The organism is Pseudomonas sp. LB3P58 (genome assembly GCF_054897895.1).
The window spans coordinates 596,219-622,858 of sequence record NZ_JBUBVE010000001.1 but is presented as its reverse complement, the minus strand read 5'-3'; the positions used below and the strand labels follow the sequence as shown (position 1 = coordinate 622,858).

Annotated in this window: 26 protein-coding genes; 8 read left to right on the top strand and 18 right to left on the bottom strand. The window is 59.1% G+C overall.

Features of this window, described 5'->3' with window-relative positions; translation table 11 throughout:
* Positions 1 to 69 precede the first annotated feature (69 nt).
* The 3 genes from ACYZTZ_RS02825 to ACYZTZ_RS02815 all read left to right on the top strand — a co-directional run bounded on the left by ACYZTZ_RS02825 (position 70) and on the right by ACYZTZ_RS02815 (position 1,894).
* Complete coding sequence (locus ACYZTZ_RS02825) at positions 70 to 672, top strand: hypothetical protein (protein WP_461997156.1); 603 nt, start codon at positions 70 to 72, stop codon at positions 670 to 672.
* A 104-nt stretch (positions 673 to 776) separates the two neighbouring features.
* Positions 777 to 1,175, top strand: coding sequence for a YbaY family lipoprotein (locus tag ACYZTZ_RS02820; RefSeq protein WP_046054555.1), 399 nt, complete (start codon positions 777 to 779; stop codon positions 1,173 to 1,175).
* 29 nt (positions 1,176 to 1,204) lie between these two features.
* Positions 1,205 to 1,894, top strand: coding sequence for a DUF4197 domain-containing protein (locus ACYZTZ_RS02815; protein ID WP_461997155.1), 690 nt, complete (start codon positions 1,205 to 1,207; stop codon positions 1,892 to 1,894).
* A gap of 111 nt (positions 1,895 to 2,005) precedes the next feature.
* Here the strand turns inward: ACYZTZ_RS02815 and ACYZTZ_RS02810 are convergent, their stop codons facing one another.
* From ACYZTZ_RS02810 to ACYZTZ_RS02800, 3 genes are all read right to left on the bottom strand, one after another.
* The gene (locus tag ACYZTZ_RS02810; protein ID WP_461997154.1) at positions 2,006 to 3,352 is read right to left on the bottom strand and encodes a Fic family protein; all 1,347 of its coding nucleotides are present in this window, start codon (positions 3,350 to 3,352) and stop codon (positions 2,006 to 2,008) included.
* Between the two features lie 96 nt (positions 3,353 to 3,448).
* Entirely contained in the window at positions 3,449 to 6,520 is a 3,072-nt protein-coding gene (locus tag ACYZTZ_RS02805; RefSeq protein ID WP_461997153.1) for an efflux RND transporter permease subunit, read from the bottom strand.
* A gap of 6 nt (positions 6,521 to 6,526) precedes the next feature.
* On the bottom strand, positions 6,527 to 7,627 hold the full coding sequence (locus tag ACYZTZ_RS02800; RefSeq protein WP_223433568.1) for an efflux RND transporter periplasmic adaptor subunit: 1,101 nt from the start codon (positions 7,625 to 7,627) through the stop codon (positions 6,527 to 6,529).
* A 93-nt stretch (positions 7,628 to 7,720) separates the two neighbouring features.
* Here ACYZTZ_RS02800 and ACYZTZ_RS02795 point away from each other — a divergent pair, with 93 nt between their 5' ends.
* Positions 7,721 to 8,365: a TetR/AcrR family transcriptional regulator gene (locus ACYZTZ_RS02795; protein ID WP_461997152.1), complete on the top strand. Its 645-nt coding sequence runs from the start codon at positions 7,721 to 7,723 to the stop codon at positions 8,363 to 8,365.
* A 118-nt stretch (positions 8,366 to 8,483) separates the two neighbouring features.
* Here the strand turns inward: ACYZTZ_RS02795 and ACYZTZ_RS02790 are convergent, their stop codons facing one another.
* Positions 8,484 to 9,266 carry a class I SAM-dependent methyltransferase gene (locus tag ACYZTZ_RS02790; RefSeq protein ID WP_033056325.1) on the bottom strand — a complete coding sequence of 261 codons (783 nt, stop codon included), beginning with the start codon at positions 9,264 to 9,266 and terminating at the stop codon, positions 8,484 to 8,486.
* 93 nt (positions 9,267 to 9,359) lie between these two features.
* On the opposite strand from ACYZTZ_RS02790, the gene ACYZTZ_RS02785 reads away from it, so the two are divergent.
* Positions 9,360 to 9,980: an energy transducer TonB gene (locus ACYZTZ_RS02785; protein ID WP_461997151.1), complete on the top strand. Its 621-nt coding sequence runs from the start codon at positions 9,360 to 9,362 to the stop codon at positions 9,978 to 9,980.
* Between the two features lie 49 nt (positions 9,981 to 10,029).
* Here the strand turns inward: ACYZTZ_RS02785 and ACYZTZ_RS02780 are convergent, their stop codons facing one another.
* From ACYZTZ_RS02780 to ACYZTZ_RS02750, 7 genes are all read right to left on the bottom strand, one after another.
* Positions 10,030 to 10,851: an isocitrate lyase/PEP mutase family protein gene (locus ACYZTZ_RS02780; protein ID WP_461997150.1), complete on the bottom strand. Its 822-nt coding sequence runs from the start codon at positions 10,849 to 10,851 to the stop codon at positions 10,030 to 10,032.
* Between the two features lie 33 nt (positions 10,852 to 10,884).
* Complete coding sequence (locus tag ACYZTZ_RS02775) at positions 10,885 to 11,745, bottom strand: DUF72 domain-containing protein (protein WP_461997149.1); 861 nt, start codon at positions 11,743 to 11,745, stop codon at positions 10,885 to 10,887.
* A complete protein-coding gene (locus tag ACYZTZ_RS02770; RefSeq protein ID WP_008156859.1) occupies positions 11,745 to 12,050 on the bottom strand; it encodes a hypothetical protein in 306 nt (101 codons plus the stop codon). The genes ACYZTZ_RS02775 and ACYZTZ_RS02770 overlap by 1 nt, the downstream gene beginning before the upstream one ends.
* A 232-nt stretch (positions 12,051 to 12,282) precedes the next feature.
* Entirely contained in the window at positions 12,283 to 12,957 is a 675-nt protein-coding gene (gene tsaB, locus ACYZTZ_RS02765) for a tRNA (adenosine(37)-N6)-threonylcarbamoyltransferase complex dimerization subunit type 1 TsaB (RefSeq protein WP_461997148.1), read from the bottom strand.
* Between the two features lie 93 nt (positions 12,958 to 13,050).
* Positions 13,051 to 13,698, bottom strand: coding sequence for an adenylate kinase (gene adk, locus ACYZTZ_RS02760; RefSeq protein WP_027924949.1), 648 nt, complete (start codon positions 13,696 to 13,698; stop codon positions 13,051 to 13,053).
* Between the two features lie 288 nt (positions 13,699 to 13,986).
* Positions 13,987 to 16,617, bottom strand: coding sequence for a phosphoenolpyruvate carboxylase (gene ppc, locus ACYZTZ_RS02755; RefSeq protein WP_461997147.1), 2,631 nt, complete (start codon positions 16,615 to 16,617; stop codon positions 13,987 to 13,989).
* 254 nt (positions 16,618 to 16,871) lie between these two features.
* Positions 16,872 to 17,180, bottom strand: a complete 309-nt coding sequence (locus ACYZTZ_RS02750; RefSeq protein ID WP_461997146.1) for a hypothetical protein — start codon at positions 17,178 to 17,180, stop codon at positions 16,872 to 16,874.
* 494 nt (positions 17,181 to 17,674) lie between these two features.
* On the opposite strand from ACYZTZ_RS02750, the gene ACYZTZ_RS02745 reads away from it, so the two are divergent.
* The 3 genes from ACYZTZ_RS02745 (at position 17,675) to ACYZTZ_RS02735 (ending at position 19,545) form a co-directional block, all read left to right on the top strand.
* Positions 17,675 to 18,019 (top strand): hypothetical protein, encoded by a 345-nt coding sequence (locus tag ACYZTZ_RS02745; protein ID WP_046048158.1) that lies wholly within the window; start codon positions 17,675 to 17,677, stop codon positions 18,017 to 18,019.
* Positions 18,020 to 18,293: 274 nt separating this feature from the next.
* Complete coding sequence (locus ACYZTZ_RS02740) at positions 18,294 to 18,707, top strand: DUF4398 domain-containing protein (RefSeq protein WP_008156737.1); 414 nt, start codon at positions 18,294 to 18,296, stop codon at positions 18,705 to 18,707.
* 49 nt (positions 18,708 to 18,756) lie between these two features.
* Positions 18,757 to 19,545: an OmpA family protein gene (locus ACYZTZ_RS02735; RefSeq protein ID WP_461997145.1), complete on the top strand. Its 789-nt coding sequence runs from the start codon at positions 18,757 to 18,759 to the stop codon at positions 19,543 to 19,545.
* Positions 19,546 to 19,674: 129 nt separating this feature from the next.
* On the opposite strand, the gene ACYZTZ_RS02730 is transcribed toward ACYZTZ_RS02735, so the two are convergent.
* From ACYZTZ_RS02730 to prfB, 7 genes are all read right to left on the bottom strand, one after another.
* Complete coding sequence (locus tag ACYZTZ_RS02730) at positions 19,675 to 20,004, bottom strand: hypothetical protein (RefSeq protein WP_461997144.1); 330 nt, start codon at positions 20,002 to 20,004, stop codon at positions 19,675 to 19,677.
* Positions 20,001 to 20,915 carry an alpha/beta hydrolase gene (locus ACYZTZ_RS02725; protein WP_461997143.1) on the bottom strand — a complete coding sequence of 305 codons (915 nt, stop codon included), beginning with the start codon at positions 20,913 to 20,915 and terminating at the stop codon, positions 20,001 to 20,003. The genes ACYZTZ_RS02730 and ACYZTZ_RS02725 overlap by 4 nt, the downstream gene beginning before the upstream one ends.
* Before the next feature lie 147 nt (positions 20,916 to 21,062).
* On the bottom strand, positions 21,063 to 22,313 hold the full coding sequence (locus tag ACYZTZ_RS02720; protein WP_177338882.1) for a flavohemoglobin expression-modulating QEGLA motif protein: 1,251 nt from the start codon (positions 22,311 to 22,313) through the stop codon (positions 21,063 to 21,065).
* Positions 22,314 to 22,377: 64 nt separating this feature from the next.
* Positions 22,378 to 22,932, bottom strand: coding sequence for a hypothetical protein (locus ACYZTZ_RS02715; protein WP_223429745.1), 555 nt, complete (start codon positions 22,930 to 22,932; stop codon positions 22,378 to 22,380).
* Positions 22,933 to 23,068: 136 nt separating this feature from the next.
* On the bottom strand, positions 23,069 to 23,785 hold the full coding sequence (locus tag ACYZTZ_RS02710) for a TetR/AcrR family transcriptional regulator (RefSeq protein ID WP_046048164.1): 717 nt from the start codon (positions 23,783 to 23,785) through the stop codon (positions 23,069 to 23,071).
* 101 nt (positions 23,786 to 23,886) lie between these two features.
* Positions 23,887 to 25,389 (bottom strand): lysine--tRNA ligase, encoded by a 1,503-nt coding sequence (gene lysS / locus ACYZTZ_RS02705; protein WP_056744930.1) that lies wholly within the window; start codon positions 25,387 to 25,389, stop codon positions 23,887 to 23,889.
* A gap of 71 nt (positions 25,390 to 25,460) precedes the next feature.
* Positions 25,461 to 26,556 (bottom strand): peptide chain release factor 2 gene (gene prfB, locus ACYZTZ_RS02700; RefSeq protein WP_461997142.1). Its coding sequence is split into 2 segments (ribosomal slippage): positions 25,461 to 26,483 and positions 26,485 to 26,556, totalling 1,095 coding nucleotides; the frame shifts between segments, so codons are not numbered across the junction.
* Positions 26,557 to 26,640 lie beyond the last annotated feature (84 nt).

Below are 26,640 nucleotides of genomic sequence, written 5' to 3'. Positions count from 1 at the left end.
AGGATGTTCTTATAACCTGTCAATTATGGATTAATAGAGGCCCACTTTAGTCCAGATACGGATATCGCGATGAACCCATTAGAAAACACCAACAACTACGTCACTCTAACGTTCAGTTTGCCTGAAGACTTTCTACCCCCCGATGATGGCGAAGGCGAAACCTGTATAAGCGTGCAAACTGTCAACTCAACTGCTTCCATAAAAGTTGCGCAATCCCGCAAACCGGAACTGTATAGCGGGCGTTGGGATTTTTCATTCATGCACAACTATTCCGATGTCAGCGTCAAATACCTTGTAACGATCAGCATGACCCACAACGGCGTTCCACTGCTGATTGACCTGGACTACTTCGTGATTGTCCATCGTGCGCCGCACCGACAAACCCTGCATCTTAGCCCTGTCGGCCGCCTTTACCTCCAGGCACAGGAGCCTAAAGCGGTTCAACCTGAACACGCAGTCACTGTTGTCGCCCACGAGCACGACGATACGGCTGCGCAACTGACTCAAATACATATCAGCGAAAAAATGGCGGAGGCTTTTTACCTGGAATACGATCCGGACACTGTCGTACCTGGTAAACGCTATACCCTGACCGCGACTGAAAATGAATACCGCAATTCAATTGAGGTATATCCCCGATCCGTTGTATTGAAACCCTTTAGTAGAGTTTGAAAAAACGCATATCAAAAGATCCACGGGGCGAAATCACCGGAAAAATCCGTTAAATTGTAGTCGGCGCTCATCTACTTCGGGCGCCAACGACAGGGATTAAACTTATGAAAAAACTCTCGCTTCTGGGGCTTACTGCCTTGCTCGGAGCCTGCCAAACCCTACAACCTGCCGCCAAAACCAGCCTTGAAGGCGAAGTCTTCTACCTGCAACGCATTGCCCTGCCGCCCAGCGCCACGTTAAGCGTCAGCTTGCAGGACGTTTCCCTGGCCGACGCGCCCGCCGTGGTCCTTGACGAACACAAAGGCCCGGTCAAAGGCCAGGTGCCGCTGCCGTTTCATCTGAGTTACGATCCAGCGCAGGTCAAACCGGGGCATCGCTATTCGGTCAGCGCACGGATCGAAGTCAACGGCGAGCTGATGTTCATCACCACCGAACATCACGCCGTGCAACTGGATGGCAGCGATCCGCAGCCACTGAAAATCCGCGTCGACGCCGCCCGCTAACTCTCAATTTTTGAACAAAGGAAGCTGCCATGTTCCGCCCTACCCTTCGCTTCGCCGGCCTGTGCGCAGGCTTGATGATCTCCGCCAGCGCACTGGCGCTGTCACTTAACGACCTGTCGCAGACAGACGCCACCGGCGGCCTTAAAGATGCCCTGACTCAAGGTGCGCAACTGGCCGTGAAGCAACTCGGCACGCCGGGTGGCTTCAGCAACAACCCGGACGTGAAAATCGAATTGCCGGGCAAACTGGGCAAAGTCGCCAGCAAGATGAAGCAGTTCGGCATGGGCGACCAGGTCGATCAGCTGGAAACCAGCATGAACAAAGCGGCTGAAACCGCCGTGACGCAAGCCCAGCCGATCCTGGTGGACGCGGTGAAGAAGATGAGCGTGGAGGATGCCAAGGGCATTCTCAGCGGCGGCAAGGACTCGGCCACTCAGTACCTGAGCAAAACCAGCCGCGAACAGATCCGCGTCAAGTTCCTGCCAATCGTCAAGCAAGCCACCGACCAGGTGGGCCTGGCCAAGCAGTACAACTCGTTCGCCGGGCAAGCCGCGACAATGGGTGTGGTGGATGCGAAGAGCGCCAACATCGAAAGTTATGTGACCGAGCAGGCGTTGAACGGTCTGTTCGAGATGATTGGTAAACAGGAAGAAGCCATTCGCCAGAATCCTGCAGCCGCAGCGACCAGTTTGGCGAAGAAAGTCTTCGGTACGCTCTAAGCCTTAACACCGACCTTGTGGGAGCGAGCTTGCTCGCGATGAGGCCGTGTCAGTCGACATTAACTGTGGCTGATACACCGCCATCGCGAGCAAGCTCGCTCCCACATAGGGTCAAGCAGTCGATGCAGCCCGCAAAAAGAAGACCCACTCGCGCCCCATCTTCCGCTTCTCAAACACCTCCAATTCGACCAGCCCATTCAACGTGGCCGACGCGGTGTTGTAAGAACAGTCCAGATTCTCCTTCACATTGACCGCCGTAAATTCCTTGGCCATCCCGCTCTTGGCCACTTGGAATACGGCTCGCTGCTTCTCGGTCAAACGGTCAAAAAAACCGGACTCCAACAACCAGCGATCAAAGCTTTCGGCATACGCCAGACTTTTCCGATATGCCTCGGTAAAACCGCTGACAGCCCGCAGGATCACCGAGCATTGAAAGTCGATGAAATAAGTCAGATCGAGGTCATCAGCCTCAGTGTTCAGATAAGACCGTCCGTATTTCACCGGCGCACTGCGCAGCAAAATGCTGATCGCAATGTAGCGAAAGGCAGAGAAGTCATTCTTGAACATGAACCAATAAAACAGCGCCCGCGCCACCCGGCCGTTGCCGTCGCGGAACGGATGCTCATAGCCCAGAGCAAAATGCAGCCCGATGCCTTTGATCAGTGGATGAAGGTAATCCACTTGATCGGGATCGTTGTGGGGCTGGTTGATCCACGTCGACAACACCCGCAATCGTGACACCAGCCCTGCTGCGGGCGGCGGTGTATGCACGGTGTTGCCCTCGCCGTCCTGCACCACCACATCATCGTTGGCCCTGAACTCCCCCGGCGAATATTGCGTGTCATCAATGCCCTCGACACCCACCCGGTGCATGGCTGAAATCAGTTCAACACTCAAGACGTCATAACGTTTTTCCCAGGCGAAATTCATCATCTTGAAGTTGCCGATCACCATTCGCTCATCCGGCGTGCGCGGCAGGCGATTGCGCTTGAGCATGTCCTTGGCCACGCGCGTGGTGGTCGCCGCGCCTTCGAGCTGGCTGCTGCTGATGGCTTCGTCTTCGATCAAATCGTTGAGCAGATAGCTGAAGTGCGCATGCTCACCAATCTGACTGGTCATGTACTCCAGCGCGGCCGTTGTGGCTTGTCGATCGACGGCGGAAACAGCTTTCTGCGCCAACGGCGTGAGCACGAAGTTGCCCCATTGAAGCGGCTCGCCCAGCGGCAAAAGACTTGAGTACTGCGCAGTCCGGGCTTTCTTCACCAGCGCCCAGCACAGATTCGAATCCAGCCCCGGCGCCCAGCGGTAGCGCAACTCATCGAAAGGCAGATAGCGCCCCTGATCGTCCAACGGTTTGAGCAAGGCAAGGTAGTCCGAGAGGCGTTCCTTGTGGGGTGACTTCCCCAACAGGTCGAATACCGGGTCGGTCCGTCCTCTCAAAATCGGCGGCTTTTTCATTATTACTGTCTCAAAAACTCGTAAAACTGAGTCTTGAGTACAGCATTCCGATCCCTCTGACTCAATATCAGAGGGATCTGAAATACACGTAGGACGTTAGACCGGGTCTTTCTTGATCCTGAACCACGCCGCATACAGCGCCGGCAGAAACAGCAATGTCAGCGCCGTCGCCACAATCAACCCGCCCATGATCGCCACCGCCATCGGACCGAAAAACACGCTACGCGACAGAGGAATCATCGCCAGCACCGCCGCGAGTGCAGTCAACACAATCGGCCGGAAGCGCCGCACCGTGGCTTCAATAATCGCCTGCCACGGCTTGAGCCCGGCGGCGATGTCCTGCTCGATCTGGTCCACCAGAATCACCGAGTTACGCATGATCATCCCGGACAACGCGATCGTCCCGAGCATGGCGACGAAACCGAATGGCTGACGGAACACCATCAGGAACAAGGTCACACCGATCAAACCCAAAGGCGCCGTCAGAAACACCATTACCGTGCGTGAGAAACTGCGCAGTTGCAGCATCAGTAATGTCAGCACCACCACGATGAAAAGCGGCACACCGGCCTTCACCGAATTCTGCCCGCGAGCCGAGTCTTCCACAGTGCCGCCGACTTCCAGCAAGTAGCCGTCGGGCAGTTCGGCGCGAATCGGATCGAGGGTCGGCATGATCTGCTTCACCAGCGTCGCCGGTTGTTCCTTGCCATAGATGTCGGCGCGGACCGTCACGTTCGGCAAGCGGTTACGGTGCCAGATGACGCCTTCTTCGAAGCCGTATTCCAGGGTCGCAATTTGCGACAACGCTACGCTGCGACCGTTGTCAGTCGGCACCGCCAGGCTTGGCAGCAATGACAGTTCGGTGCGTTCGTGCAACGTGCCGCGCAACAGAATCTCGATCAACTCGTTGTCTTCACGGTACTGGCTGACGCTGGAACCGGTCAGTGAACTTTGCAGGAACTTCGACAGGTTCGCGGTGCTCACGCCAAGCGCCCGGGCGCGGTCCTGATCAACGTTCAGATAAACGACTTTGCTCGGTTCTTCCCAATCCAGATGGACGTTGACCACATGCGGATTCTCGCGAACCTTGGCCGCGACTTTACGGGCCAGCGCGCGGACTTCCTCGATGTGCTCACCGGTGACCCGGAACTGCATCGGATAGCCAACCGGTGGCCCGTTCTCCAGACGTGTCACCCGCGCGCGCAGGGCCGGGAATTGTTCCTTGAGGGCTTCGATCAGCCAGGTGCGCAGGATTTCGCGCTCCTCGATGGTTTTGGCCAGGACTACAAACTGCGCGAAGCTTGCTGCAGGAAGTTGTTGATCCAGCGGCAGGTAAAAACGTGGCGAACCGGTGCCCACATAAGCGACATAGTTGTCGATACCGGCGTGATCCTTCAGCAGTGCTTCGAGGCGTTTGACCTCATCGCGGGTGTTGCTCAACGAGGCGCCTTCCGCCAGTTTCAGATCGACCATCAACTCCAGACGACCTGATGCCGGGAAGAACTGTTGCGGCACGAAGCGAAACAGGATGACAGAACCGATAAACAACACGGCCGTCAGGACAATGACCGTCTTGCGCCGCCGTACGCACCACTCCACCAGGCGTCTGACGCGCTGATAGAACGGCGTGCCGTAAGGATCGGGTTGGCCGTCGCCGGTGCCATGTTTGGCGGCATGAATCTTCGCCAGATCCGGCAGGAGTTTTTCCCCCAGATAAGGCACAAACACAACGGCGGCAACCCACGAAGCCAGCAACGCGATGGTCACCACCTGGAAGATCGAACGGGTGTATTCGCCGGTACCCGATTGCGCAGTGGCAATCGGCAGGAAGCCGGCGGCGGTGATCAGCGTACCGGTGAGCATCGGGAATGCGGTGCTGGTCCAGGCGTAACTGGCCGCCTTGATCCGGTCGAAGCCCTGCTCCATTTTGATCGCCATCATTTCCACGGCGATGATTGCGTCATCCACCAACAAACCCAGCGCCAGTACCAATGCCCCGAGGGAAATCTTGTGCAGGCCGATTCCCAGGTAATACATGCAGGCGAACGTCATCGCCAATACCAATGGAATCGCCAGCGCGACCACCATGCCGGTGCGCACGCCGAGGGAGAAGAAGCTCACCAACAGGACGATTGCCAGCGCTTCCACCAGCACCTGAACAAATTCACCGACACTGCTTTTCACGGCGGCAGGCTGGTCGGAGACCTTGCGCAGCTGCATACCGGCAGGGAGATTTTTCTGGATCCGGTCGAACTCGATTTCCAACGCCTTGCCCAGCACCAGAATGTCGCCACCGTCCTTCATGGCCACGGCCAGACCGATGGCGTTTTCCGCCATGAAGCGCATGTTCGGCGCCGGCGGATCGTTGAAACCCCGACGCACATCCGCCACATCGGCGATGCGGAACGTACGATCACCGACGCGGATCGGAAAGTTCTTGATCTCTTCGACCGTCTGAAAATTCCCCGAGACGCGTAGCTGCAAGCGCTCACTGCTGGTTTCAAAGAACCCGGCAGTGGACACTGCGTTTTGCTCTTCAAGGGCCTGCTGAACCGCCGACAAAGGCAGGCCAAGGGTGGCGAGTTTGACGTTGGAAAGTTCGATCCAGATCTTCTCGTCCTGTAACCCGAGCAGATCGACCTTGCCCACATCCTTGACCCGTTGCAGCTGAATCTGCACGCGGTCGGCGTAGTCCTTGAGCACCGCGTAATCAAAACCTTCGCCGGTCAGCGCGTAGATATTGCCAAACGTTGTGCCGAACTCATCATTGAAGAATGGCCCCTGGATGCCCGGTGGCAGGGTCTGACGAATGTCGCCGATCTTCTTGCGAACCTGATACCAGAGGTCCGGGATTTCCACCGAGTGCATGGAATCACGGGCGACGAACGTCACTTGGGATTCGCCCGGACGGGAGAACGAAACGATGCGTTCGTACTCGCCGGTTTCCATCAGCTTCTTTTCAATACGCTCGGTGACCTGGCGCGATACCTCCTGCGCCGTGGCCCCCGGCCAGTTGGTCCGAATCACCATGGCCTTGAAGGTGAACGGCGGGTCTTCACTTTGGCCGAGTTTGGTGTAGGACAGTGCGCCGACAACTGCCAGCAAGAGCATCAGGAACAGTACGATCTGGCGATTACGCAGCGCCCATTCGGAAAGATTGAAACCCATCGGGGATTACTCCTTGTCCGCCAGATTGACCACGCGGTTGGAGCGATCCACCGGGCGCACCTGCTGTCCTTCAAGCAGCACATGGACGCCAGCGGCCACCACCCAGTCGCTGGCATTCAGGCCTTCGAGCACTGGTACGGTTTTCTCGCCGAAGGCACCGACACGTACCGGGGTTTTCTTCAGGGTGTTGTTGGCGTTGACGACCCAAACGTAGGTCGCGCCGTTTTCCGCGGTCAGTGCGGAAAGCGGCACCGACAGCGGCACCACATCGGAGGTCTGAACGAACACCCGGGCACTCTGGCCGAGTTCAGCGGGCACCTTGCCGGCGGTGAAGGCGATGCGGGCGGCAAAGGTGCGCGATTTTGGATCGGCAGCGGGCGACAGTTCACGGATGCGCCCGGCGAAACGTTGGTCGGGTTGGGTCCAGAGTTCCACCGACACTGGCTGACCGACCTTGAAGCGGCCAAAGCTCTGCTCCGGCAAGCTGATCAACACTTCACGTTCGCCATCGGTGGCGAGGGTAAATACGGTTTGCCCCGCCGCCACCACTTGCCCGACTTCAACCGCGCGTTTAGCCACAACCCCATCCTGAGGCGCACGCAACACAGCGTAACTGGCCTGATTGGTCGAAACGTTGAATTCGGCTTTGATTTGCTTGAGGCGTGCTTCACCGGATCGGTAAAGGTTTTCGGAATTGTCGTACTGCGAACGGCTGACCATCTGACGGTCCATCAGGGTCTTGTAGCGATCACGTTCGGCGCGCACCAGGCTCAGATTGGCCTCGGCAGCGGCGACCTGGGCACGGGTGGCTTCCAGTTGCAGGCGCACGTCTTGAGGATCGAGTTCCGCCAGAGGTTGATCGGCCTTGACCCGCTGCCCTTCTTCGACCAGTCGTCGACTGACTTTACCGCCAATGCGAAACGCCAGGTCCGGCTCAAACCGTGCACGGACTTCACCGGGAAAACTTTCCATCGCCTGGGCCGAAGGCTCTGGCTGCACGACCATGGCCGGGCGAACGGTGACTTGAGGCGCCTCTTCGTGACCACACGCAGACAATAAAAACGCCAGACTGACTGGCAACGCGAGGGGCAAGGCATAGCGGAACATGGTGAAGGACCTTTCGCTAATGGTGCTTGGAATAATTATACTGAGCAGTATGTTATTAATAGCAAACTCACCAGTCCAGTAATAAAAGCGCATATGCCTAACAATCTTTCAGTACCCAACGGCCCGGGCCGTCCCAAGGATCTGGCCAAGCGCCAGGCGATCCTCGATGCGGCGAAAATTCTGTTTCTGAGCAAGGGTTATGCGAATACCAGCATGGACGCCGTGGCGGCCGAGGCCGGTGTGTCGAAGTTGACGGTCTACAGCCATTTCAACGACAAGGAGACGCTGTTCTCCGCCGCCGTGATGGCCAAGTGCGAAGAACAATTGCCGACGCTGTTTTTCGAATTGCCGGACGGCACTGCCGTAGAAACGGTGCTGTTGAACATCGCGCGCGGCTTTCATCAGCTGATCAACAGCGACGAATCGGTCAACCTGCATCGGCTGATGATGACGCTGGGCAGCCAGGACCCGAAGCTCTCGTTGATCTTCTTCGAGGCCGGGCCTGAGCGCATGCTGCATGGCATGGAGCGGTTGCTGATCAAGGTTGATCAGAGCGGCGCGTTGAGCATCGACAAACCGCGCAATGCGGCCGAGCATTTCTTCTGCCTGCTCAAGGGTACGGGGAATTTCAGGCTGCTTTATGGCTGTGGCGAGCCGCTGACCGGGGATGCGGCCGAGAGCCATGTGCAGGAAGTGGTGGGGTTGTTTATGCGGGCCTATCGGCCAGAGACAGCCTGATAGGTTTCGGTTGTCTGATCTGGCCCCTTCGCGAGCAGGCTCGCTCCCACACTGGATCTATGCAACACCGTAGATCTCCAGTGGGAGCGAGCCTGCTCGCGAAGGGGGCGACTCGGTCTTAAGGCTTGAGCGCTTTCTTCGGATAAATGTCATACCGGCTCGATTTACCGTCCAGCGCATGACTCGGCTTCGGCCCTTCGATGCACGGCGCCTTGCGCGGGCGCTTGACCACCACTCGATGGCTGGCTAACGCCAACGCCGCTTCGAGCAGTGCAGGCGCATCCGGGTCATCGCCTACCAGCGGCCGGAACAGGCGCATTTCCTTCTTCACCAAGGCCGTTTTCTCACGATGGGGAAACATCGGGTCGAGGTAGATCACCTGCGGCGGCTCGCCTTCCCAATTGCGCATCACCTCGATCGAGTTGCCCTTGAGCAAGCGCATCCGCGCCACGATTGGCGCCACGTCAAAGTCTTCCGCGCCGCGCGCCAGGCCATCTTCAAGCAACGCGCCAATCAGCGGCTGACGCTCGATCAGGCTCATCTCGCAGCCGAGGCTCGCCAGCACGAACGCATCTTTGCCCAGCCCCGCCGTGGCATCCAGCACGCGCGGACGCACGCCTTGGGCCACCCCGACAGCCTTGGCGATCATCTGACCGCTACCGCCGCCGTACAAGCGGCGATGGGCCGCACCGCCCTCGACAAAGTCCACCCGCACCGGCCCCGGTGCGTCCGGGCCCAGTTGCTGCAGCTGCAAACCCTGGTCGCCGACCTGCAAGGCAAACTCACCGTCATCCACCTGCATCGGCAAACCCAGGCGCTCGGCCCATTGTTCGGCCTGTGGCTGAAAAGTCGCGGCCAGGGCCTCGACATGGATGCGGCAGGCCGCAGGTTGCTCAATCATGGGAAAACACGCTCAAAAAATTAATGATCGGCAAAAACGGCCGATAACAAAACTATCGAGCATTTTGCCAGAGCTGAGCGTCGACCGAGAGAAATGTCAGACATTCAACGCACATCGATAGGCTACATCTCGCCCCACGGCGATTTTGGTCTACGAAACTCCCAAGCACTGAGCGGCGTCAGTCACCTGTGGCAGGATTTCTTTGCCCAGGCCCTGGCCGATCAGTCGGGCGATGTCGTACCGGCTTCTCTCAACTTTCCACCAGTCGATCTCGACAGCCCGGTCGAACCCACCGTTGGCAGCGAACTGCTGGCGCACATCATTTCCCAGCGCGAATGCGATGTGAAAGAAACCGAGGTCCGCCCGCCCGAGCCACTGTTCCTGCCGATTGCCGAGTTCGAAATGGACCTGGCCGACAAACCTTTCCCACCGTTCCCGGCACAAGAAATCGTCGCTCAACAGAAGCAACAGGACTTCGAAAGCCGCTGGGTCCGTCCGATCGTGCTCACGGCCGGTCAATCGCTGCCAGTGCCTGGCGCGGCACCGCAACCGCGTCCGCTGCACCTGCCGATCGCCGAGTTCGAACTCGATCTGCTGGACAAGCCATTCCCGCCGTTCTCGCCCGAAGAGCTGGTGGAGCAACAGAAACAACTCGATTTCGATAACGGCTGGGCTCGCCCGATCGTCCTGCAGAACCTGCGCATCGCCGCCTGACTTTCAATAACAAGCCCTCAGCGACACACCCACCACCGAAACCGCATCGTCAGCCTTTGAACAATTGATTGGCCTGGGCGTACGGCATGGATCGCGATGTGAAGCCGAACGTACCCGACGTCTTGATCTCTTCGGCAGCGCGGAAAAACTCGCCATACGCTGCCAAGGCCAGCGCCGAACCGACGCTGATGCGTTTGACGCCCATTTCGCTCAACTGCTCGACCGTCAGTTTGAGCCCACCGGACATCAACACATTGACCGGTTTCGGCGCCACGGCGCGCACCACCGCCAACACATCTTCAGCACTGCGCAGACCCGGCGCATAAAGGACGTCGGCACCCGCCTCGGCAAACGCCTGCAAGCGGCGAATGGTATCGGCGAGATCAGGATTGCCGTGCAAAAAGTTTTCGGCCCGGGCTGTCAGCACAAAGGGGAACGGCAAGCTGCGAGCCGCTGCTACGGCAGCCTCAATGCGCGCGACAGCATGCTCGAAGCAGTAGATCGGCGCTTCTTCACGGCCCGTAGCATCTTCGATCGAGCCGCCGACCGCGCCGGCCTCTGCCGCACGCAAAATACTCTGTGCGCATTCGGCTGGATCGTCAGCGAAGCCGTTTTCCAGATCGACGGCGACTGGCAGTTCAGTTGCCGCAACAATCGCCCGAACGTTTGCCAGTGTGTCGTCCAGCGTCAGCGCGCCATCGGGGCGGGCGTTGGAAAAGGCGTATCCGGCACTGGTGGTCGCCAGCGCTTCGAAACCAAGGCTGGCGAGCATTTTCGCCGAGCCGGCGTCCCAAGGGTTGGGAATGACAAAAGCCCCCGCGCGTTCGTGCAGTGCTTTAAACGCTTGGGCTCGAAGGGTTTGCGCATCCATTGGCAGGCTCCTGAAAAGGGCAGGGAATCCGCTTCAGAGCAGGCCAAGTTGCTCGGCAGCGGGCTCTCTGTATAGCTCAGGCAGCGGCGGCAGGCCAGGCAAACGCAGCATCAGTTTTGCGTGAAAACGTTGCGCCAGTTTGGCGGCCAGCAAATTGTCGGCGGTGTGCAGGAAGATATAAGGCGTACGGCCCTCTTCGATCCACACGGCGACTTTCTCGACCCACGGCACCAGGAACGGGTCGTTGGCCTCAAGCTGCGGATGGCCGATGAAGCGTACCTGCGGACATTGCGTGAATGCGGCCGGACGCGGCGGCACCCTGGGCTTTTTCGATTGGGCGTGAAGTACCGAGGGATCGGTCGATGTACAGCTGAACAGCGCACGGGGATCGAGGCAGATACGCTCGACACCGCGATCCAGTAGAAGACGATTGAGCATTCGCTCGGCATCGCCCTTGGCGAAGAATTCGTCATGCCGCACTTCAACCGCCAGAGGCCGGTCCACCGCATCAATAAAACCGGCCAGTTCAGGCAATCGTTGCGGCGTGAAGCTTTTGGACAGTTGCAGCCACAGCGGTGAAACCCGTTCACCCAGGGGGCTGAGCAATTGCAGGAAGGTTTCGGCAGCGGTCAATTGTTCGCGCAGGTCGCCGCTGTGGCTGATGTCACCGGGGAACTTGGCCGTGAAGCGAAAGTGATCGGGCATGGTCTCGGCCCAACGCTGCACGGTGGTCGCAGCCGGGCTCGCGTAGAAGGTCGTATTGCCTTCCACGGCGTTGAACACTTGGGAATAGAGACTCAGAAATTCGGCGGGTTTGGCGTCCAGCGGATAAAGATAATCGCGCCAGGCGTTTTCACTCCAGGATGGACAGCCCAGGTAGTAAGGCAGCTGCATCAGATGTACAGGTCGAGGCCCAGTACATCCGAATCCCAATCGACAAAACCGGCGGTGCTCAGGTAGCTGGCCAGGGCCTTCGCGACACTGCTGCTCATGGCACGGTGATAAAGCATGTCTTGTTGACGGGCGGGGAGATTGCTCAAGCGTTGCGCAGAGGCCTTGGCAGCGCGGGCAGCCATTTGCTCTTCGGATGGAATTTCCAGCTCGCCGTCGATATCGACGTAGTCGTCATCCGCCACAGGGCCTTTGCGAGGCTTGCGTTTGATGGGGTAGGACTGAGAGGGAACGCCGTCTATACGCATGAGTACATGTCCGGGATCAATGATGGCAGTTTAGTGGCGCAGAACCCACTTCGCAAACCGCCGAGTGATAACTAGAACACAGAAAATGGAAAAGGTTTAAAAGCTGAGGGTATAAAACGACGATTGGCTACATCCGTTAGATCGCCTTCGCGAGCAGGCTCGCTCCCACAGGTTATGCGCTAACCCATGTGGGAGCGAGCCTGCTCGCGAAAGGACCCACTCGGCTTCGGAATCAACGTGCTTTCGGCGTGGCGACTTTATCGCGCAGGTACACCGGCTGAGCCTCATCAGCCACAATCGCCTCACCACGCGCCCAGGCAAAACGCGCCAGGGTCAGCAGGTCTTCAGCGTGAGGCAGCATGCCCGGGTCCTGCCCGGTCAGGCTGACGGCGATACGCTCGGCATAACCCCAGCCAGTGCCGGCGCCAAACCACTCACCGCTGGCGTCAGCCGGCAACGCGGCCACTTCCGGCGGCAGCACTGCTTCATTGCCGACCAGCCGCATCTCCCCCGCCGTTTCGCGGTAGCAACCCCAATACACCTCATCCATCCGTGCATCGATGGCGGCCGCCACCTGGCTCACGCCATGTTCCCGATAGGCCCGCTGCGCCAGCACGGCCAGGTTCGACACTGGCAACACCGGGCGATCCAGCGCAAACGCCAGTCCCTGCACCACACCGATGGCGATCCGCACGCCGGTGAACGCACCCGGACCACGGCCGAACGCGATGGCATCGACCGCTTGCAGGGTGGTCCCGGCATCCGCCAGCAGTTGCTGAATCATCGGCAGCAGCTTTTGTGCATGCAGGCGCGGGATCACCTCGTAATGGCTCGTGACTTTACCGTCATGCAGCAAGGCAACGGAGCAAGCTTCAGTCGCGGTGTCCAGGGCCAGCAAGGTGCTCATCGATGTTTCCGTAAGAGAGGTCAGAAAAAGTGCGCCAGTATAAACAACTACGGCCCGCAAGCGGGCCGTAGAAGATGAAGCGATTCAGACTTTTCAGCTCAGCGCTTCAAGCACCTTGCCGGTGATCGCTTCAACCGAGCCAACACCTTCGACGTGGCTGTACTTCGGTTTGCCTTGAGCGGCGGACAGCTCCTGGTAAAACTTCACCAGAGGCTCGGTCTGGGCGTGGTAGACCGACAGGCGATGACGCACGGTTTCTTCAGTGTCGTCTTTGCGCTGCACCAGCTCGTCGCCGGTGATGTCGTCTTTACCGGCAATTTTTGGCGGGTTGTAGACGATGTGGTACACGCGGCCGCTGGCCTCGTGAACACGACGGCCAGCGATACGCTGAACGATGTCTTCGTCTTTAACGTCGATTTCCAATACGTGGTCCAGCTCGACGCCGGCTTTCACCAGGGCTTCAGCCTGAGGAATGGTGCGCGGGAAACCGTCGAACAGGAAACCGTTGGCGCAATCGGCCTGGCTGATGCGTTCCTTGACCAGATTGATGATCAGGTCATCGGAAACCAGACCACCGCTGTCCATGACGCTCTTGGCGATCAGGCCCAGCTCGGTGCCGGCCTTGACCGCTGCACGCAGCATGTCGCCGGTGGAGATTTGCGGAATGCCGAATTTTTCGGTGATGAACTTAGCCTGAGTACCTTTACCGGCCCCGGGAGCTCCCAGCAGAATGACGCGCATCGATGTGCTCCTCAATTTTTTATATAGATAACGTCAGATTCGCCTCGTGGGGCCAATCTCAAAATAAGGGTCGTGACCGCCCAAACGGTCAAAGGCTGATCAAGATACACAGCAGATCCTACGCACACAAGCCGCCGAAAGTCGGAGAAACCCATGCCTGATGTGGCCTTTCGTCGGGGTAACCCTAGTCGCAACCCCATCACTAACTGTCGCCTGGCAGCACTTTCCAAGCCCTCGCCCACAGGCACCCGACGCTCGCGTCGAGTGCCTTGCCCCACGACGAAAACCTTAGCCGGTATTACGCAAACCGGCGGCAATCCCCGCCACAGACACCAGCAGCGCCTGTTCTACCGGGCTGCCCTGTGCCACTTCCTGTTGCCGCGAACGCGCCAACAACTCAGCCTGCAATAGATGAAGAGGGTCGAGGTAAGTGTTGCGCAAGCGGATGAATTCAAGCGTGGCTGGGCTATGTGCCAGTAGCTGCGACTGACCGGTCAACCCAAGGACCACCGAGCAGGCCTGCGACAATAGGTCGCGTAAATGCGCCCCCAAAGGGAGCAGATCCGGCTCGACCAAGCGCTCATCGTAGGACCGGGCGATATCGGCATCGGCCTTGGCCAACACCATTTCCAGCATATCGATGCGCGTGCGGAAGAACGGCCACTGCTCGCGCATCTGCCCCAGCAGCTCACCTTCGCCGCGCTCCAGCGCCTTGCTCAGCGCCGCTTCCCAGCCTAGCCACGCCGGCAACATCAGACGCGTCTGGGTCCAGCCGAAGATCCACGGGATCGCCCGCAGGCTTTCAATCCCGCCGGCGCGGCGCTTGGCCGGGCGACTGCCCAGCGGCAAGCGTCCCAGTTCCTGCTCTGGCGTGGACTGGCGGAAATATTCAACGAACTGCGGGTTTTCCCGCACCACGGCGCGATAAGCGCTGACACCGTCGGCGGCCAATTCGTCCATCAGATTGCGCCAGGCGGGCTCTGGTGGAGGCGGCGGCAGCAAGGTCGCTTCCAGTACCGCTGCCAGGTACAGATTGAGGTTTTGTTCGGCGATGTCCGGCAGGCCGAATTTGAAACGAATCATTTCCCCCTGCTCGGTGGTACGGAAACGCCCCGCCACCGAACCCGGCGGCTGCGACAGAATCGCCGCGTGCGCCGGACCGCCGCCGCGCCCCACGGTGCCACCGCGACCGTGAAACAACAGCAGTTCCACTTGCTGCTCGCGGCAGATATCGACCAAGCGCTCCTGCGCCCGATACTGCGCCCAGGCCGCTGCCGTCGTGCCGGCGTCCTTGGCCGAGTCGGAGTAGCCGATCATCACTTCCTGCGGCCCTTGCAGGCGCGAGCGATAACCGGGCAGCAGCAACAGTTTTTCAATCACCGGGCCCGCGTTGTCGAGGTCGGCAAGGGTTTCAAACAGCGGCACCACGCGCATCGGCCGCAACACGCCTGACTCTTTGAGCAGAAGTTGCACGGCCAGCACGTCGGAAGCGGCGCCGGCCATGGAGATCACATAAGAACCGAGCGATGCGCCCGGTGCGGCAGCGATCTCCCGGCAGGTCGCCAACACTTCAGCAGTGTCCGCCGATGGCTTGAAGTACGCTGGCAGTAACGGCCGGCGGTTGTTCAGCTCGCGCATCAGGAAAGTGATGCGCTCGTCCTCGCTCCAGTCTTCGTAACGACCGAGGCCGAGGTAGTCAGTGACTTCAGTCATGGCCGCGGTATGCCGCGACGAGTCCTGACGCACATCGAGCCGCACCAGGAACAGCCCGAACGTCACCGCCCGGCGCAGGCAATCGAGCAGCGGCCCATCAGCGATCACGCCCATGCCGCACTCATGCAGCGAGTGGTAGCACAGCTCCAGCGGATCCAGCAGTTCGCGGTTGTTTTGCAACACATCGGCGGGTGCCGGCGTGGTCTTCGTCAAGGAGGCGTGAGCCCAGTTACGCGTCGCACGCAGGCGTTCACGCAGCTGTTTAAGCACCGCACGGTAAGGTTCGGCGCTGTCCCCGGCCTTGGCCCTCAAGTCGTCGCTGGCCTGTTGCATTGACAACTCGGCCGCCAGGTGATCGACATCGCGCAGGTACAAGTCCGCGGCCATCCACCGCGCCAGCAGCAAGACTTCACGGGTCACGGCAGCGGTCACGTTGGGGTTGCCATCGCGGTCACCGCCCATCCACGAGGCAAAGCGAATCGGCGCGGCCTCCAGCGGGAGGTGCAGGCCAGTGGCGTCATGCAGGGCTTTATCAGCCTTGCGCAAATAGTTGGGGATCGCCTGCCACAGCGAATGCTCGATCACCGCGAAGCCCCACTTGGCTTCATCCACGGGGGTTGGGCGGGTGCGGCGGATTTCTTCGGTGTGCCAGGCTTCGGCGATCAGGCGCTGCAACTTCGTGTGGATCTGCTCGCGTTCGGCAGTGGTCAGGTCGCGATGGTCCTGGGCGGCCAATTGCGCGGCAATGGCGTCGTACTTCTGGATCAGCGTGCGACGCGCCACCTCGGTCGGGTGCGCGGTGAGGACCAGTTCGATCTCCAGCCGCCCCAGTTGCCGGGCCAGGGATTCGGCGCCATGACCTTCAGCACTCAGGCGGGCGAGCAGTTCCGGCAGTACCCGCGCTTCGAACGGCGCAGGCTGTGACTCTTCGCGACGGTGAATCAGCTGATATTGCTCGGCGATATTGGCCAGGTTGAGAAACTGGTTGAACGCCCGCGCCACCGGCAGCAACTCTTCTTCGCTCAATTGGTTGAGGCTGGCACTCAGTTCAGCGTCCATTGAACCGCGACGGTCGGCCTTGGCGCCTTTGCGGATTTGCTCGATCTTGTCGAGAAAACCGTCCCCGTACTGTTCACGAATGGTGTTGCCCAGCAGCTCACCCAACAGGTGAACGTCCTCGCGCAAGCGTGCATCAATATCGGTCATCAGCAGTTCTCCAGCGAAAATCCGGGTGACTTGGTGTCCATGCTCTTGGGTTAGAGAGTGCCGCTGTAAAGCGGTTCTTACAAGCGGACGACGATGGGAATGCTGTTCGCCCGAGAAAGTTTTGGGGTTGGGGGTGGTGGGTACATATCCGTTTCTGCGGTTATGGCTGATTACGGTTTCGCTCTTACAGCGACTCACTTTTCCAAACGCCGAAAAGTAAGCAAAAGGCTTTGCCCCTCCATTCGGTGCCTCGCCTAGGCTCGGCATGCCCTCACTCCGGCATTGCTCCGGGGGCCCGCCGCCATCGGCCATCCATGGCCGGGGGCGGCTACCGCGGCATCCTTGCCGCGGTGCCCCCTGCGCAACGCCTGCGTTCGGCCTCTGGGAAAGGGGCAACAGATCAAAATCAAAAGCCAAAGCAACGGCAACGGCAACGGCAACGGCAACGGCAACGGCAACGGCAACGGCAACGGCAACGGCAACGGCAACGGCAACGGCAACGGCAACGGCAACGGCAACGGCAACGGCAAGATCAACAGCTTCGCGAGCAGGCTCGCTCCCACAATGGATCGGCGTACAGCTTTCGCTCCTCACCACTCAATAGGCCGAGCGTTAGCTCGCCTGCAGCTTTTGATCTTGATGCACCGCCCCATCGAGAGGCCGAGTGGAGGTTCTGCGCAGTGGGCAACCCGGCATGGATGCCGGGTTAGCCGCCCCCGGCCATGGATGGCCGATGGCGGCGGGCCCACGGAGCAGGACCGGAGCGAGGGCATGCCGAGCCTAGGCGAGGCACCGAACGACAGGGGCAGGAGCGCTTTGGTTACTTTCGCGCTTTTCGAAAGTGACTCGCTGTAAAAGCGAAACCAATAGCCGCCATCACCGCAAAAACGGATATACACCCAATCCCCCCAATGAACCCCCGCGCCATAAGACGACGAAGGGACTTTAAACCTTGGGCGTTAAAGCTAGTCTGAAGAGTAAGCCTTACAACGGCTGTCGCCGGCGTTTGCCGGACACTGACACTGCCTGCCACGAGCAGGTGCGCATTGAGGTCACTATGAAAATCCGCGAGCTTGCCCATCACTGGGAAGAAAACGCCAAGGGTCGCCTGACCGACACCGGATACTCGATTCATCTGGATGTAGAGGCCGCCGCACGGCTGGCGGCCATTATCGAAATGTACCCCAAACGGCAGCCCGAAGAACTGCTCGGCGAGCTGATCGGCGCCGCCCTGGAAGAGCTCGAAAAAAGCTTCCCGTACGTAAAGGGCTCGACCGTCGTGGCCACCGACGAAGAAGGTGATCCGCTGTACGAAGACGTCGGTCCGACTCCGCGTTTTCTCGCCTTGTCCCGTCGTCATTTGCACGATTTGTCGGCCGTTGACGACAAACAGAAACACTGATTACTGCACTTCTCTCCCCCTCCAAAAATGCATATTCCTGGCCCCCAGCAGGGCCGGGAATACGGCTGCTTGCGGTAAGGATTCCAGGTTTAGAGCCTTGTCCGTTCGGTCAAAGTTTTTTCGGGCAATGGGCCATATTCTCTGAACTTTCGAAAAACGCCTCGGGTCACACCCATTAACCACGCCTGGGACGGCCGTTTTAAAACACCCCCGGAAATTGAAGGTTGCGGCTCCTTGCCCAGGATGGATTTTAAGTTTTTCAGGAGTTTTTCCAATGGAGTTGAAGACCATGAAGACCCGAACTGCCAAATCCTCGTTCCCCCCTCTGCGTAGCCTGAAACTGGCTGCACTGGCCATCGGCAGCAGCCTCGTTCTGGCCGGTTGTGCCGGTAACCCGCCAAGCGAGCAATTCGCCGTGACGGAATCGGCGGTCAACAGCGCCGTCAGTGCTGGCGGTACCGAGTTTGCGGCGGTGGAAATGAAATCCGCCCAGGACAAGCTCAAACAAGCCGAAATCGCCATGCACGACAAAAAGTATGACGAAGCCAAAGTGCTGGCCGAACAGGCCGAGTGGGACGCTCGCGTGGCTGAACGCAAAGCCCAGGCGATCAAAGCTGAACAGGCTGTGAAGGACTCTCAGAAAGGTGTTCAAGAACTGCGTCAGGAAAGTCAGCGCACCGTGCAGTAAGCGGCGCGACACGACGCACTTCTTACTCAACTAAAAGGACGAAACCACCATGCGTACACAATTGATGATCCCTGCCCTGCTGGCCGCAAGCGTTGCACTGGCCGCCTGCTCCACGCCGCCGAACGCGAACCTGGAACAGGCCCGTAGCAACTACACCGGCCTGCAAACCAACCCGCAAGCCAGCAAAGTCGCGGCGCTGGAAACCAAAGAAGCCAGCGATTACCTGGACAAGGCCGACAAGGCTTATCAGGACAAAGAAGACCAGGCCAAGGTCGACCAACTGGCTTACCTGACCAATCAACGTGTTGAAGTGGCGAAGCAGACCATCGCCCTGCGCAACGCCGAAGCCAATCTGAAAAATGCTTCCGCGCAGCGTGCCCAGGCTCGTCTGGATGCCCGCGACGCACAGATCAAGCAATTGCAGGACAGCCTGAATGCCAAGCAGACCGATCGCGGAACCTTGGTGACGTTCGGTGATGTGTTGTTTGCCACCAACAAGGCCGACCTGAAGTCCAGCGGTCTGGTGAACATCAACAAACTGGCCCAGTTCCTCTCGGAAAACCCTGATCGCAAAGTGATCGTCGAGGGCTACACCGACAGCACGGGCACCGCAAACCACAACCAGTCGCTGTCCGAGCGTCGTGCCGGCTCCGTGCGCACGGCGCTGGTGAAAATGGGCGTTGATCCAGTGCGTATCGTGGCGCAGGGTTATGGCAAGGAATACCCGGTCGCGGAGAACTCCAGCGTGTCGGGCCGTGCGATGAACCGTCGGGTGGAAGTGACCATTTCCAACGACAACCAGCCGGTGATCCCGCGTTCGGCAGTCAGCTCGAACTAAGCTTCGTCTGCTGAAAAACAAAAGCCCCCCCTGAATCGATCAGGCGGGGCTTTTGTTTTTAAGATCAAAAGATCGCAGCCTCGTTTCACTCGACAGCTCCTACAGAAGCACGCGAGTTTGTCGGGCGCGCTACGGTTGCAGCTTCTGCGGGGTTTCCTCGCCCACGCAACGCACGGCTTTTTTCTTGTTGTTGACCAACACGCCGCTCAGGCCTTTCTGTTCGGTGTCGAACATCACCAGCACGCCATCGATGCACTGCGCGACTTGCGCGGCCGGCTCCAGGGAGACTTTGTAGTCTTCGCCCGGCACAGTCTTGAGCATGGTGAAGTCGCTGAGCAGCAGCGCATCTTCGGGTTTGGCGAAGTGCAGGTAGCCGTAGAACCACAAGGCCCCGACGGTGCCGAGGATGGTGCAGATACCGGTGATGATCAGCGGGATGGCGTTACGTTCTTCACTCATTGCGGACTCTCTGGTGGTTCATCTTCAGAATTTTTCGGCGCCGGGTAATTCGGGACTTCGCCCAGGCGGCGCAGGCCGTTGAAATGCTGCGGGTCATCGAGAAAACGCAGCATGACTTTGCGCCAGACCGGGTCGGCGAACGTCTGCACATGACCGCCACGGGTCAGTTGCAGCACCCGCGGCGGCGGCGCAGCTTGATACAGACGGATGCCGTTGGAAAGGGGCACGATCGGATCGTCGATGCTGTGGTAGATCAGTTTCGGCACGCCATTGAGCTGCGCCATGGAGTGGATCGCGCTGTCGCCGTCCGGCACCAGCCAGGACAGCGGCACCTGAAACAGCCAGGTCAGCCAGGATTGGCTCAGGGCAAATTGACCGATGCTGCGATAGCTGGCGGGCACGCCGTCGAGGACGAAGGCCTTGAGTTGTTTCTGGCGTTCGGGGTGCTGAACCAGGTAATGCACGGCCATCGAACCGCCGAGGCTTTGGCCGAGCAGGATCAGCGGCTTGCCCTTGACCTCCGGCGCTTGGTCGAGCCATTTGAACGCGGCGTCGATGTCCTGATAAATCTCTGGCAGCGTCGGTTCACCCTCGGACAATCCATAACCGCGATAGTCCAGCAGCAGCACTTGATACCCTTCTTTCGGTAACCACCAGCTCCCCCCAAGGTGCATGGGCAGGTTGCCGCCGTTGCCGTGCAAATGCAGCACCGTGCCTTTGACTTCGACACCTTTTTTGGCCGGCAACCACCAGCCGTGCAGCTTGAGGCCATCGGCGGTGGTCAGGGTGATGTCGCGGTATTCAAGATGCGCTTTTTCAGGGGTGAATAACTGGCCTGGCTCGGGGTAGAACAGCAGCGAGCTGCAGCCGCTCAAGGTCAGGAGAAGGCAGAAGAAGCCGAGGATTCTCATCCGTTGAAACCTCGCAAAAATGGAGTTGGAACACAGTACCTGTGGGAGCGGGCTTGCTCGCGAAAGCAGTGTGTCAGACAACAGAGATGTTGAATGTTAGACCGCATTCGCGAGCAAGCCCGCTCCCACATTTTGACCGTGTACTCCTTAGAGGATATTGGAGTAATCCGCTTCGATCCGGTCCAGGCTCAGGTGATTGAGGAAGTTGGAGAAGCACATCCACGCCGACAGCGCGTTCAGATCACGGAACTGATCCGGCAAATACTTCGGTGGCACCACCAGTCCTTCATCCACCAACTGGCGCAAGGTGCGCATGTCTTCCAGCGTGGTCTTGCCGCAAAACAGCAGCGGTATCTGCTCAAGCTTGCCTTTACGCACGGCCAACTGAATGTAGTTGTAAACCATGATAAAGCCCTTGAGGTAGGACAAGTCTTTGGTGAATGGCAGACCTGTCGGCACCGAGCCACGGAAAACCCGACTGGCGTTGCCGTAGCTTTCCGCCATTTCAAAACCTTGCTCGCGGAAGAACTCGAAGATCTGCAGGAAGTCCGCGCCCTCTTCCACCATGTGAATGGCGCGGGTGCGGTTGGTCAGTTTGCGCAGGCGGCTCGGGTACGAGGCGAAGGTGATGATTTCCATCAGGATCGCCAGACCTTCCTGAGTCACCGTCGACGACGGCGGGCCTTTGGAGAGGAAGGTGCAGATCGGCTGGTTCAGGCCATTGAGCGTGGTCCCCACATGCACCAGCCCTTCGTGGACTTCCAGAGCGCGCACGTCACGGTCGTTGAACATCGCGTCGGCGCGGATCTTGATGTAGTCGGCGCCAGCCGCGGCATCGGCGACGATCCCGTCGGACTCGAATACGCGAATGGTTTCCTCGGCCTCGCCGAATACCTTGTTCAAGCGGGTTTGCAGCAGGTGGACGGCTTCCTTGGCGGTGAGGATTTTCGGTTCGTCCTTCAGGTCGCCACGGCCATCGATATTGTTCAGGTAATCCGAGAGCATCAGGCCCAGGTCGGAAAGGGTCGGATCGCCGGCGTGGAACGCGTCGGAAGCGGCACCGTAAAGCTCCTGTGAAATCAGCCCGAAATCCTCGGTGCCGCGCGCTTCGAGCATGCGCACCACCATCCGGTATTCCTTGCACATGCGGCGCATGATCTGACCAACCGGGTTGAACTGTCCGAGCTGACGGGTGATGTCGCGTTCGATGTTCTGGAATTCCAGCTTCACCTTGCTGGAGTCGAACGCCAGCGGCCGGTTCAGGTAGTAATCACGGTCCACCGCCGGCATTTCCTTGCCCTTGGCCTTGAGGAAACCCTTGCGGATGTTGTCGTCCCACTTCACCGCATCGAGGACGCGAATCGGCGTCTGCGCCAGCACAATGCGATCGGACAACATGCGTATCGTCTGCTGGTAATCGTCCACCCGAAACTCCTGTAGAAAAACCGTTTACGTGCTGGGTTTATTTGGCTTTGGCCAGGCGCTGATAGCGCACGGCCTCGACGAACACATCGGAATTGGCCGGATCGTCGAGGTAGGCGAAAACCTGGTCCAGATTGTTGTTGATCAACACGCCGTCGCCGTCGTCGGTCTGGAAGCCTTCGCCGCTGAGGACTTTTTGCCTCAGGGCCTGGTTGATCTGCTCGAGGTCGAGGTTATAGACCACCAGCTCATGCTTATCGGTGAGTTCAAAACCCAAGAGAGTGAAATGCCCACCGAATTGCGCCGGCACCTTGGCCGACAGGTACCAGCGACTGCCATGGCGGGTCACCGTGAAGGGATAGGCTTCGCGCTCCTTGGGTTTAGCCTTGAAGTAGCTGACGGCCTGATAGTGATTGTCGCCGAGGCGCGTCAGTTCCAGATTCAGCGGCTCGCCCCAGGCGTTGGTGCTGGTCCATTTGCCGAGCAACCCTTTAGGCGCGGGCTCGCTCGAGGGCAGCGGCTCCTTGAAGGTCACCAGACAGCCGCTGAGCAGCAGGAACGACAAGGCGATCACAACGACACGCCAGGCTTTCATTCAACACTCCCTTTGAATACACGCGGACCTGTAGGAGCTGCCGAAGGCTGCGATCTTTTGATCTTGCTTCGCTGCGGTATCAAGAAGATCAAGATCAAAAGATCGCAGCCTTCGGCAGCTCCTACTGGGGACCGGATTACACCGACGCCAATACCAAATGCATGTAGCGGGTCAGGATGCCGAGCATTTCGGCTTCGGCGACAGGCTCGGCGTCGTTGAGCAGGCCCTGATATTCCATCCGTCCGATAATCGCCGTCAACACTTTGGCATCCTGTTGTGGCTCGCGGGAACCCAATACCTCGAAAAAATGGCAGGTGCCTTGCAGAAGAATTTGCTGATGCGAGCGCACCAACTCCGCCAGACGCGGGTTCAACAGCGCCTCCTGACGGAACGCCTGCTCGGCCATCAAGTGTTCGCGACGGTTGTGCAATTGGCGCTGCACGTAATCGGCGGTCAGGCGTGCGATATCGTCAGCCAGCTGGGAGCGCGACTCGGGGCTGCCATCGCCATAAGCCACCATTTCGCGCAGCAGGCCTTCGTTGCTGGCCCACAGCTTGGCCATGAACGCCGCGCTGCGTTCCACGTATTGGGCAAAGGTATCGGTGAGCAAGTCATCGATATCCTTGAAATAGTAAGTGGTGGCCGACAGCGGCACACCGGCCTCAGCGGCCACCGCGCGGTGGCGCACAGCCCGCACGCCATCGCGCACGACAATGCGCATCGCCGCATCGAGAATATCCTGTCGACGCTGTTCACTGCCCTGTCGGCTTGCCTTGCGACCCTGGTACTGAACACTTTCAGCGACCGCAGTGGCGACGTCCGCTGCACCCTCTTGAGCAATTGCACGGTTCACGACAGGTATTCCTCTCTACTTCAAAAGTAACCAATTGATACGTTTGTACCAGACAGGCAATAAAAAGCCGCCTGTTTTAGGCGGCTTTTTTATTGAAACACTTACGCTTGTGGCCGCATGTGCGGGAACAGGATCACGTCGCGGATCGACGGGGAGTTGGTCAGCAGCATTACCAGACGGTCGATGCCGATACCTTCACCGGCCGTTGGCGGCATGCCGTACTCCAGCGCACGAACGAAGTCGGCGTCGTAGTGCATGGCTTCATCGTCACCGGCGTCCTTGTCGGCCACCTGAGCCATGAAGCGCTCGGCCTGGTCTTCCGCGTCGTTCAACTCGGAATAGGCGTTGGCGATTTCGCGGCCACCGATGAACAGTTCAAAACGGTCGGTGACGTTCGGGTTGTCGTCGTTACGACGAGCCAGCGGCGACACTTCGAACGGGTATTGAGTGATGAAGTGCGGCTGCTCCAGCTTGTGCTCAACCAGCTCTTCGAAAATCATCACCTGCAGTTTGCCCAGACCTTCGAAGCCCAGCACCTTGGCGCCGGCCTTCTTGGCGATGGCGCGGGCCTTGTCGATGTCAGTCAGGTCGTCAGCGGTCAGCTCAGGGTTGTACTTGAGAATCGAGTCGAACACCGACAGACGCACGAACGGTTCGCCGAAGTGGAACACTTTGTCGCCATAAGGCACGTCGGTGCTGCCCAGAACCAGCTGTGCCAGCTCGCGGAACAGTTCTTCGGTCAGGTCCATGTTGTCTTCGTAGTCGGCGTAAGCCTGGTAGAACTCCAACATGGTGAATTCAGGGTTGTGACGAGTCGAAACGCCTTCGTTACGGAAGTTGCGGTTGATCTCGAACACCTTTTCAAAACCACCGACCACCAGACGCTTGAGGTACAGCTCCGGCGCGATGCGCAGGTACATGTCCATGTCCAGGGCGTTGTGGTGTGTTTCGAACGGCTTGGCCGCTGCACCGCCAGGAATGGTTTGCAGCATCGGTGTTTCGACTTCCAGGAAGTCTCGCTTCATCAGGAAGCTGCGGATGTGCGCGATGACTTGCGAACGAACGCGGAAAGTCTGGCGCACATCGTCGTTGACGATCAGGTCAACGTAACGCTGACGATAACGGGATTCGGTGTCGGTCAGGCCGTGGTGCTTGTCCGGCAGCGGGCGCAGGGATTTGGTCAGCAGACGCACGCTGGTCATTTCGACGTACAGGTCGCCCTTGCCGGAACGCGCCAGGGTGCCTTCGGCGGCGATGATGTCGCCCAGGTCCCAGGTTTTCACCGCGGCCAGGGTTTCTTCGGACAGGGTTTTACGGTTGACGTAAACCTGGATGCGCCCGGACATGTCCTGGATCACCATGAACGAGCCACGGTTGAGCATGAGACGACCGGCAACCTTGACCGGGATTGCAGCTTCTGCCAGCTCTTCCTTGGTCTTGTCCGCGTACTGTTTCTGCAAGTCTTCGCAGTAGTTGTCGCGGCGGAAGTCGTTCGGGAAGGCATTGCCCTTGGCGCGCTCGGCAGCCAGCTTTTCCTTGCGCAGGGCGATCAGGGAGTTTTCTTCCTGTTGCAGGGCTTGCGGGTCGAGTTCTAGGTCGCTCATGTCTTTAAAAATTCCATCACAGGTTCGTTGCCCCCACCGGTGGCAGGGGACTTAAGGTCTTGACTGGCGGTTTACAGGCCTTGCTTCAGGCTGGCCACCAGGTATTCGTCGATGTCGCCGTCGAGCACCTTGTCGCAGTCACTGCGTTCGACGTTAGTACGCAAATCCTTGATTCGCGACTGGTCGAGCACGTAAGAGCGAATCTGGTGACCCCAGCCGATGTCCGACTTGGTGTCTTCCAGGGCCTGGGAGGCGGCGTTGCGTTTCTGCACTTCCTGCTCGTACAAGCGCGCCCGCAACATTTTCATCGCGGTGTCTTTGTTCGCGTGCTGGGAGCGTTCGTTCTGGCAGCTGACCACGGTGTTGCTCGGTACGTGCGTAATACGCACGGCCGAGTCGGTGGTGTTTACGTGCTGACCACCGGCACCGGAGGAGCGGTAGGTGTCGATGCGCAGGTCCGACGGGTTGATGTCGATTTCGATGTTGTCATCGATTTCCGGCGACACGAACACGGCCGAGAACGAGGTGTGGCGACGGTTACCGGAGTCGTACGGACTCTTGCGCACCAGACGGTGTACGCCGATCTCGGTACGCAACCAGCCAAAGGCGTATTCGCCCTTGATGTGCACGGTCGCGCCCTTGATCCCGGCAACTTCACCGGCCGACAGCTCCATGATGGTCGCATCGAAACCGCGTTTGTCGGCCCAGCGCAGGTACATGCGCAGCAGGATGTTGGCCCAGTCCTGAGCCTCGGTACCGCCGGAGCCGGCCTGGATGTCCAGGTAGGCGTTATTGGCGTCCATTTCACCGCTGAACATGCGACGGAATTCGAGTTTTTCCAGGGACTCGCGCAGACGCTCGACTTCGGCAGCGACGTCATCGACGGCGGCCTGGTCTTCTTCTTCGGCGGACATCAGCAGCAGGTCTTTGGCGTCGGCCAGGCCTGTGTGCATTTCGTCGAGGGTTTCGACGATCTGAGCCAGCAGGGACCGCTCGCGGCCCAGCTCCTGAGCGTACGTCGGGTTGTTCCAGACAGACGGATCTTCAAGCTCGCGATTGACTTCAGTCAGACGCTCATGCTTTTGATCGTAGTCAAAGATACCCCCGAATAGTTTCGGAGCGCTCGGACAGGTCCTTGATACTGTTAAGGATCGGGTTGATTTCCATGGCGGGCAGCACTCGTTGGCGAACTTTTGAAAGCCGGCGAGTATAACGTAATCAGGCTGTCACGGCAGCCCGCCTGGCGGCTTT